At 47.5% G+C, this 9,244-nt stretch carries 12 protein-coding genes; all 12 read left to right on the forward strand.

The window, feature by feature from the left end:
- Positions 1-31 precede the first annotated feature (31 nt).
- Positions 32-226: a hypothetical protein gene (locus SK35_RS10015; RefSeq protein ID WP_048216102.1), complete on the forward strand. Its 195-nt coding sequence runs from the start codon at positions 32-34 to the stop codon at positions 224-226.
- A 2-nt stretch (positions 227-228) separates the two neighbouring features.
- Complete coding sequence (locus tag SK35_RS10020; protein ID WP_048216103.1) at positions 229-561, forward strand: phage head closure protein; 333 nt, start codon at positions 229-231, stop codon at positions 559-561.
- Positions 554-1,039, forward strand: a complete 486-nt coding sequence (locus tag SK35_RS10025; protein ID WP_048216104.1) for an HK97-gp10 family putative phage morphogenesis protein — start codon at positions 554-556, stop codon at positions 1,037-1,039. Before SK35_RS10020 ends, SK35_RS10025 begins: the two co-directional genes overlap by 8 nt.
- Entirely contained in the window at positions 1,036-1,401 is a 366-nt protein-coding gene (locus tag SK35_RS10030) for a DUF3168 domain-containing protein (protein ID WP_048216105.1), read from the forward strand. Before SK35_RS10025 ends, SK35_RS10030 begins: the two co-directional genes overlap by 4 nt.
- A 52-nt stretch (positions 1,402-1,453) precedes the next feature.
- Positions 1,454-1,951 (forward strand): phage tail tube protein, encoded by a 498-nt coding sequence (locus tag SK35_RS10035; protein WP_048216106.1) that lies wholly within the window; start codon positions 1,454-1,456, stop codon positions 1,949-1,951.
- Between the two features lie 50 nt (positions 1,952-2,001).
- Positions 2,002-2,379 carry a phage tail assembly chaperone family protein, TAC gene (locus SK35_RS10040; RefSeq protein WP_042063953.1) on the forward strand — a complete coding sequence of 126 codons (378 nt, stop codon included), beginning with the start codon at positions 2,002-2,004 and terminating at the stop codon, positions 2,377-2,379.
- 110 nt (positions 2,380-2,489) lie between these two features.
- Positions 2,490-2,645: a phage tail assembly protein T gene (locus SK35_RS26845; protein WP_003833939.1), complete on the forward strand. Its 156-nt coding sequence runs from the start codon at positions 2,490-2,492 to the stop codon at positions 2,643-2,645.
- Position 2,646: 1 nt separating this feature from the next.
- On the forward strand, positions 2,647-5,172 hold the full coding sequence (locus SK35_RS10050; RefSeq protein ID WP_048216107.1) for a phage tail tape measure protein: 2,526 nt from the start codon (positions 2,647-2,649) through the stop codon (positions 5,170-5,172).
- The gene (locus tag SK35_RS10055) at positions 5,172-5,645 is read left to right on the forward strand and encodes a hypothetical protein (protein WP_048216108.1); all 474 of its coding nucleotides are present in this window, start codon (positions 5,172-5,174) and stop codon (positions 5,643-5,645) included. The genes SK35_RS10050 and SK35_RS10055 overlap by 1 nt, the downstream gene beginning before the upstream one ends.
- Positions 5,642-6,124, forward strand: a complete 483-nt coding sequence (locus SK35_RS10060) for a DUF1833 family protein (protein ID WP_048216109.1) — start codon at positions 5,642-5,644, stop codon at positions 6,122-6,124. The genes SK35_RS10055 and SK35_RS10060 overlap by 4 nt, the downstream gene beginning before the upstream one ends.
- Positions 6,125-6,133: 9 nt before the next feature.
- On the forward strand, positions 6,134-6,514 hold the full coding sequence (locus SK35_RS10065; RefSeq protein WP_048216110.1) for a hypothetical protein: 381 nt from the start codon (positions 6,134-6,136) through the stop codon (positions 6,512-6,514).
- Positions 6,511-9,228 (forward strand): host specificity factor TipJ family phage tail protein, encoded by a 2,718-nt coding sequence (locus SK35_RS10070; protein WP_048216111.1) that lies wholly within the window; start codon positions 6,511-6,513, stop codon positions 9,226-9,228. The genes SK35_RS10065 and SK35_RS10070 overlap by 4 nt, the downstream gene beginning before the upstream one ends.
- The last annotated feature ends 16 nt before the right edge of the window (positions 9,229-9,244 follow it).

Genomic DNA, 9,244 nt, shown 5'->3' on the forward strand with positions numbered 1-9,244 from the left:
GAGTGGATTAAAAAGTGGACGAGGATTGCCTATGAACGATCAGCAGGTAAACGAACTAACGGCGGCACTGAAAGCGCTGGCAACGTCTCAACTGAAACAGGCAGAAGCGATAAACCGTCTGGCTCAGGCGGATGAAACACTGATATCTCTGATTGCAAAAACGCTCGTTGATGAAATTGATGATGAGCTGCCACCGCAGACCTATCTTGATGGTAAACCGAGGTAATCGTGGAGTTTGCTAAACTGCGTCACCGCATCACTATTCAGCGACGAACATCTGTCCAGTCACCAACCACAGGGGCAATGGAATATACCTGGAACAACATGGCAGATGTTTATGCCAGTGTGGTTTCTTCATCAGTCCGTGACTTCATTACAGCTCAAGCCGCTAACGTAAAAGTTACTGCCAGAATCACCATTCGTTTTCGAGACGATATTCAGGAGAAAGACCGCATCCTCTTCCGTGGAAAAATATACAGCGTTGAAGGGATTTTACCTGACCCGAAAAGCGGACTTGAATACCTGACACTTCCATGTTCTGAGGGGGTTAAAGATGGCTGACAGCATTGAGTTTAAGCTTGAAGGTGTAGATTCACTGCTTGGTAAGTTAGAAGCCATTACCACGGAAACTAAGCGCAAAACAGGGCGCTCCGCACTGAGGAAGGCGGGAGACGTTATCGTAACTCAGATAAAGAGAAACGCAGAGCAGCTCGACGATCCTCACACCGCACGTAGCATCGCTGATAACGCCGCGCTGCGCTGGAATGGTCGTATGTTTAAACAAACCGGTGATCTTGCCTTCAGGATAGGCATTCTTCAGGGAGCCGTATTAAAAAAGCATCCAAGCACTGCGAAAGATGCACCCACGCCTCACTGGCGTCTTCTTGAGTTTGGCACTGAAAAGATGGCAGCAAAACCGCTGGTTCGTGCTGCTGCAAATTCCAGGCTGATTGAGGTTTTCAACACCTTCTCTGTTAACTACGAAGCGGGGATTGACCGAGCCATAAAACGAGCACAGAAGAAAGGAGAGACGGCATGATTGCTCCTATTTTTCCTGTTTGCGCGTCGAGTCCTGAAGTCACTGCCTTACTCGGAAGTAATCCGGTAAGAATTTATCCTTTCGGCATTCAGGACGATAACGTTGTTTATCCATACGCCGTCTGGCAGAACGTCAGCGGTTCTCCTGAAAATTTTCTCAACCAACGACCTGATGCGGACATGTATTCGCTTCAGGTTGATATCTATGCCGATACCCCTGATGAGGCCATTGTGGTCGCTAAAGCCATGCGTAATGCGATTGAGGTAAAAGCCAACATTGTTCGCTGGGGCAATCAGACGCGAGACCCTGAGACGCTCAGGTATCGATATTCTTTCGACGTTGACTGGATAGTCAATCGATAACAAACCTTCCACAACCGGCCTTGAGCCGGTTTTTTTATACCCGGAGATAATTATGTCAGTAGTGACTCAAGGCACTCAGATGTACGTTCTGAATAACGGTGTGGTCAGCGAAGTTGAATGTATTACTTCGTTCTCACCAGGTAGTAGTCCTGCAGATCAGATTGAAGATACCTGTTTGAGTGAAACCAATACGCGTCGATATAAAAAAGGGCTTCGAACTCCTGGTCAGGCTACTGTTGCTCTCAACGCTGACCCGGCAAACGCCAGCCATGTAATGTTGAGCAACCTGGCAGAATCAAGTGATCAGTCAGATCTGACTTTCGCTATCGGATGGGCTGATGGAACGGATGAACCAACGGTAGCGACTTCTGGTGATCCAGATGCAGTAGATGGTCTTTCTCTGCCGGATACGCGTACCTGGTATGTATTCCAGGGCTATGTTTCTGATTTCCCTTTCGACTTCCAGGCTAATACGGTCGTACAAACCTCAGCAACTATTCAGCGTTCAGGGCAGGGTGTTTGGGTTCCAAAGGCCCAACCAACGAGCTAATAACCAGGCATTAATGAGCGGGGGAAACCCCGCAAATTGAGAGGAAAGAAATGAAACTGAATATGGATTCGTTAAAACAGGCAGGGGCGTTCACTGGTCGTCCTGTTGAGAAGGAAATAACCTGGAAGCAGGGAGATAAAGAGATCACAGCTACCGTTTATATCAGGCCAATGGGCTATCACGATGCGGTATCAAATGTTCTTTCAGCAGTGGGTAAGATTGATGGTGTTGCAGGGCGTATCGCTGCATCAATCTGTGATGAAAATGGCGCTCCTGTTTTCACTGTCGCCGATATCACTGGCGAAGCAGACCCTGAGCGCGGCGCACTTGATGGTGCTCTTACCGTTGCTCTGCTTGTCGCTATTCAGCAGGTTAATGACCTGGGAAAGGCGAACTCAGCGCAGAAGACGAATTCTGGTGTGAATTAGTTCTCAACGGGATAGGCGGTCGTACCATTGCTGAAGCAAAAGAACGCGTTAGTGTTACAGAGTATCGCGACTGGGTTCTTTACCGTCAAAAGTACGGAAGCCTTAACGGAATGATGCGTACCGAGTGGGCCGCTGGCCTTATTTCTTCTGTGCTGGCTAACGTCAACCGTGGAAAAGATTCCCCCTCCTTCAAAGTAACAGACTTCACACCACACATTAACGAGCCTTCCATTTCACTGGAGCAGGCTATGCAGGAGTGGACATAGCATGGCTGGTAAATCACTCGGAACGTTGACCATTGACCTGGTAGCTAAGGTTGGTGGATTTGTATCTGGTCTAAGCCAGGCAGAACGAGCATCTCAAAAATGGCGAAAACAGGTTCAGGCTGATGCAAAAGCAGCTGCGGTAGCATTTACTGGTTTTGCTACCGCGGCAAGAGCGGCTGCTATCGGCGTCGGTGTTGCCGGTTACAACCTGCTAAAAACAACGTCAAAGCAGATTACCGAAACAGACCGTTGGGCTAAGTCGCTCAATATGTCTACGCAGTCTTTGCTTGCCTGGCAGTATGCAGCTGAAAAAGCTGGCGTATCCGGCGACCAGATGGCCGATATCTTCAAGGATATTGGCGATAAAATTGGTGATGCTGTACTTAATAAATCGGGTGAAGCGGTTGATGCTCTAGATGCGCTTGGATTATCGGCTAAAAAATTAGCCGGTGAATCACCAGATAAGCAATTGCTGGCTATCAGCAATGCGCTCGGCAAGATTAAAACAAACGCTGAAAAGACCACAATCCTTGAAAGTCTTGGTAACGACCTTTCAAAGCTTCTCCCATTGCTCGATCAGGGAGGCGAAAAACTTCGCCAGTACATGGACGCGGCAAAACAGTTTGGCGTTGCTCCTGACGATGCTGATATCGAAAAGTTGGTGAAAGTAAACTCCTTGTTTGAGGACATGGAGACGCAGGTATACGGCGTAAAAATTGAGATTGCAACCGGCCTGGCCAATGTTGACCTGTCAGGATTACAGAACGCGATCACTGACATGGGGGATGTATTCAAAGATCCTCAGGTTATTCAGGGGTTGACAGACCTGGTTGGTGGTGTTGTTGACCTCGCGACATGGCTTGTTAAAGTTGGTGCTGAAGCAGGGAAGCTAATTGACTTGTACAAAGGCGGTAAGGCTGTAGGTGACAACGCAACTGTAACTGATATAGAGCGCCGCCTCAACAATCTTAAAGCTGATGTAGAAGATCAGGGATTCCTTGCCAGCTTTAACCGAATTGGTATGGACGTTGAAGGGAAAAAAGCTGAAATAGCGCAATTAGAACGCCGACTCTCCATCATGAAAGCCGGTAATAATCTTCCTCTCGCCCAGGCCACTATAGGTGCACCATCTTCATCCAGAAATGACTATTCCTTAGGTACTGGAGAAACAAACGGTAAATCGTCTCCAGATGCCGGGGCCAAGAAACTGGAATCAGCGTTTAAGTCTCTGGAAATGAGCTATCAGCGACAGATAGCGCTAATTGACACAACTGGCAAAAAGAATCAGCAGGTAACCGAGCTTGAGAAGCTGCGTTTTGATTTCACTTCTGGGAAATTAACAGGAATTAATGCAGCTCAGAAAGAGCGACTTGAGCAACTTGCTACTGAGATAGACCGTCTCAACTCACTCAAAAAAGCCAACGAAGAAAACCTGAAACTTGTCGAATTTACCGCTAATTTGCGCAAGCAAAATCAGAATGACCAGGCAGCAAATGATTCTGATTTTATCGGCGCAGATATGGGCGACAAGAGCCGCCAGCGCATGAAGGAATTGCTTGATATCCAGCGTAGCTTTCTCGACAGGCAGGCCGACCTGCAGAAACAGTACCAAAGCGGCGATATCAGCAAATCTCTTTATGACCAGGAAACAGCAGCGCTACAGCAGGCGCTTGATGAGCGTCTTGATATTCAGGAGGACTACTACAAAAAATCTGATGCTCAGATGGGTGACTGGCAAAGCGGAATAATGGATGCGTTAAATGATTATGCAGATAATTCAGCTGATTATTATCAGACAGCTGCAGATGCGATGACCTCTATTCTTGGTGGGGCAACCTCAGTTATTTCTGACAACCTTAATGATCTTGTGCACGGTGCAGAAGATTTAGGTGATTTCTTCAGTAATATTTTCTCTGGCCTTGGTGAAACAATAATTAAAACCCTTTCTGATATGGCGGCACAATGGCTGGTATATCAGGCAGTGCAATTGCTGGTAGGTAAATCCACTCAGGCAAGCGCAGCGGCATCAATGCTGGCAAACGCACAGGCATCATCCTTGCAGGCTCAGATCGCCGCTTATGCATCTACTGCGGCAATTCCTATCGTTGGTCCCGCTCTTGCCCCTGCTGCTATGGCAACGGCGGCGGCAGTGACTGCTCCGCTTGTCGCTGCAGTTGGTACTTCTGCCCTTGCAGGTATGGCGCACGATGGAATCGACAGCGTTCCTGAAACCGGGACGTGGCTCCTGCAGAAAGGTGAGCGAGTCGTTACATCACAGACCTCGGCCAAGCTTGATGAAACACTCGACAGGGTGAATCAGCAGTCCACGCAGGGGGCTAGTTTCTCACCCGTTATAAACATGAATGTGAACGGAGACCCCTCCGACACTCAGATTGCCATGATGAAACAAGCAACTACAGAAGGAGCAAAGCTTGGTTATCAAAAGGCGGCAAGTGACCTGGCAAGTGGCAAGGGGAGCATTTCAAAAGCGATGATGCGCTGGAACACTAACAGGAGAACTGGTTAATGGCTAAAACTACCAGCATTAACTATCCGAATGATTGCCTGCCTGTTCCATTGCAGGATGGGTTCGGGTTAAAGCCTGTTAGCCCATTACTGAGAACAGAACTTACATCTGGCAGGGCAAGGCAGCGCCGCCTGTACACTTCAACGCCAACTCAGGCCTCAGTGGCATGGTTGTTTACAGATCCGGAGGCTCAACTGTTTGAGGCGTGGTTCAGGGATACCATCAAAGATGGGGCTGACTGGTTCAACATGCCTCTTCGCTCACCTCTTGGCACTAACGACATGTACGTTTGCCGGTTCGTCGATATTTATGAAGGGCCGACCATTGAGGGGGGTAATTACTGGCGATATACAGCCACCCTTGAATTATGGGAACGGCCAGTTCTTGCACCTGGTTGGGCTGATTTCCCGGATTACATTATCAACAGCAGCATTATTGATATTGTGCTCAACAGGGAGTGGCCCAGACCGTGACAATTCTGAATCGTCTTTACGCCTCATCTGGTGAAGAGGTGATTATCGAAACACTCCAGATAAACATCGGTAGTGAAGTTTATTATTTATGTAAGGGGTTCGATGATATTACCGCAACCACAGAAAATGGTGATGTTGCGACATTCCAGGCTGCGGCTATTGATATTGCTCTTCCTGCCAGGAATAGTGATGGAACTCAGGACTTACATTTTGCTATCGATAACATTGATGGAGTTACTTCAACAGCGATTCGTAACGCGCTGGATAATCTCTCAGAGGCATCTTTAACCTATCGTAACTACGTTTCTACTGACCTCAGTGCACCTGCTTCAGTTCCATACACTCTGGCGATTAAGAGCGGTTCATGGACGTCTACACAGGCGCAAATAACGGCTGGCTATATGAACGTACTCGATACTGCATGGCCTCGCCACCGTTACACCCTTCCGTACTACCCTGGCCTCCGTTACATGAGTTAAGGAGAAACTATGTTCAATCCTGACAAATACCTTTCTGTTGTGTGGCAGAAGGGTGGGCGCGTTTACCCTGAGCTTGACTGTTTTGGCATCGTCAATGAAGTACGGAAAGACCTTGGATTACCTCTCTGGCCAGATTTTTCAGGGGTAACTAAAGATGACGGTGGCCTTGACCGAGAAGCTGTCAAACTGATGCGATCACTTGAGAAGTGCGAGCCTTGTGTTGGTGCCGGAGTTGCATGTTATTCCGGTTCAACCGTCACTCACGTTGGTGTCGTAGTTGAGATAAATGGTCAACTTCACGTAGCTGAATGCAATCCAGGGATTAATGTGACATTTCTCCCCATTGTGCGTTTTAAACGTCGCTTTATCAAAGTGGAGTTCTGGAAGTGACAATCAGAATTTATCCTTCACGGCTGCCTGGAGAGCCACTCGAAACTCATGAGCACGGCGCAGTAACTATCCATCAGTGGCTTGCGAAGAACGTTCAGGGCTATAAGCCTGATATGAAGCACCCGATCACCGTTGATGTTGATGGAGAGAACATACCGCCTCAGGCATGGTTTGAATTTGCTATCAAATCAGACAGTGATGTCAGAATTTACCCTGTCCCTTATGGCGCTGTAGCTCTTGCCTGGATTGCCGTTGCTGTATCAGTTGCATCAGTCGCGTATGCTCTTTTCTTTGCTCCTGGTGTTGGTGACCTTGGCGGTTATTCATCAGGAACGGGAAACCCTCTTGATGTAAATCCTGCTAAAGCGAACAACGCAAAATTAGGAGACCCGATACGCGAGTTATTTGGTCGAAGCCGTATTTATCCTGACTATGCGGTACAGCCGGTAACAAGATTTTCATCTGATGATCCAACTGTCATGACGGTTGAAATGTTCGTAGTATTGGGAAATGGGCGCTTTTCATTTGGAGATGGTGATATTCGCGTTGGATCAACCCCAACCGCCTCTCTTGGCGACGGGTTTTCCTATACGGTTTTTCAGCCTGGACAGAACGTTAGCGGTGACCGTCGAACTGAAAACTGGTTTAACTCTACTGAGGTAGGAGGAACAGCTTCTGGTTCTGGTCTTGACATGGCGCAAACTGCACCTGCCACGGAAGATGTTGTTGCTAATTCGCTAACTGTTTCCGGACCAACAATAACATTTAATGGGCTGAGCACGGATGATGGAGATGAAACAACAAATGACCTTCCAGATACATGGACAGTTGGTGCTATTGTTGAGTTAATTGTTCCTGATTCCTATGTGGTAACTAATGATGGTGCTTACAGCAGAATTACCAGTGATACGCTTGAGGAAATATCTCCTTATGTTGGGATGCCTGTAACGCTCTGGTACAACAGTATTGATTACCAACTATTCATTGCTGATTTTATACCTCACTCTGAGCCAGTCGGCGAAGATGTGATTACCGCATCAATAACCCTCGCTTACGATAGCGCTACTGGAACTCCATTCACTGGAATTCCTGAAGGTTATGTCAGGCTATCTGTTTCCCATGCCGGAAGCGAATATAAGATTCTTGATATAGATGGAAGCACTGTAACTCTAGAACGGATTATTGATGGCGGCGTTGACCCGTCATGGCCTGGATTTTCACCGCGTACAGTTCTTGATTTTGAAGCCAACGGTTTAAACGAAAACGATAGTTGGATGGGGCCTTTTCTGGCGTGCCCCGAAAATGAAGTTGTTGATATGTTCGAAGTAAACTTCTTCTTCCCAAACGGAATTTGTGGGTATAACAAAAAAGGGAACAAGCAAAACCGCGAGGTGAAGTGGGAGATTCAGTACCGACCATATAGCTCAGGTGCCGGGTGGATAAGCAAAACAGGAGCGTACAATCTTCAGAACATCAACGGACTGGGATTCACCGAACGAATCACGCTGGATGCGCCTGCGTTGGTAGAGGTAAGAGCTCGCCGCACGAACGAGCAGGGGCAGGATAATAGTCGAGATAACATGTATTGGCAATCATTGCGAGGGCGTTTGTTGTCTCGGCCAGCATCGTATTCTGGCGTAACCACAATGGCGGTTACGGTGGAAACGGGAGGTAAACTTGCAGCGCAGTCAGATCGCCGCGTAAACGTTGTAGCCACGCGAGTTTATGATTCAGGGGTGTCAAGGAGCATTTCTGGTGCTCTGTATCATATAGGTAATGAGTTGGGTCTGGCGATGGACCATGAAGCTATTGACTCACTAGAAACTACTTATTGGGCTCCTGGCAGCGAATTTTTTGACTTTGCCACTACGGATTCTGTTTCTGCACTTGAGATGCTTCAGAAGGTGACAAATGCAGGAAAAAGTTACTTCCTTCTAGCCGATGGTCTGGCATCTGTAGCAAGGGAAGGTGTGAAAACGTGGACGGGAATAATCAGCCCACAGGAGATGACTGATCCGCTTCAGACGGCTTTCGTTGCTCCGTCAGCAGATGACTATGATGGTGTTAATGTTACATATATCAACGGCACTACATGGGCTGAAGAGACGGTGCAGTGCAGAACATCAGATAACCCAACTCCGGTAAAGATTGAGGACTATACGCTTGATGGTGTTATTGACCAGGACCGCGCTTATCAGATAGGTATGCGACGTCTGATGAAGTACCGTCAGCAACGTCTGACTCATACCACGACAACAGAAATGGATGCTCTCTGTTATAGCGTTGGAGACAGGATAGTCTTCACTGATGATATTCCTGGTAGCAAAACAATAAGCACGTTGATTGAGGCTATGAGCACAATTAACGGTGTAACGACTGTAACTGTGTCAGAGCCACTTGACTGGACATTTAACAACCCACGCGCATTAATACGTTATCAGGATGGTTCTGCTTCAGATTTACTGGCAGTTACTAAGGTAAATGAATATGAACTATCAGTAACAGAACAAGCCGAATTCAGCAGAATTATACTAAACGACCCATCCATTGAAGCCCCGCGGCTGATTTTCTGTGAATCATCCCGCGTTGGATATAGCGCATTAATTTCAGAGATAGCCCCACAATCTGATGGAACCTGTCAGGTAACGGCAAAAGAATATCGCGATTCATTCTATCAGTACGATAACGCTATATATCCAGGTAATGTTGCATAAATAAAACACCTTCTAT

Source organism: Citrobacter sp. MGH105, from assembly GCF_001037485.2.
In the GTDB taxonomy this organism is placed as follows: domain Bacteria; phylum Pseudomonadota; class Gammaproteobacteria; order Enterobacterales; family Enterobacteriaceae; genus Citrobacter; species Citrobacter portucalensis.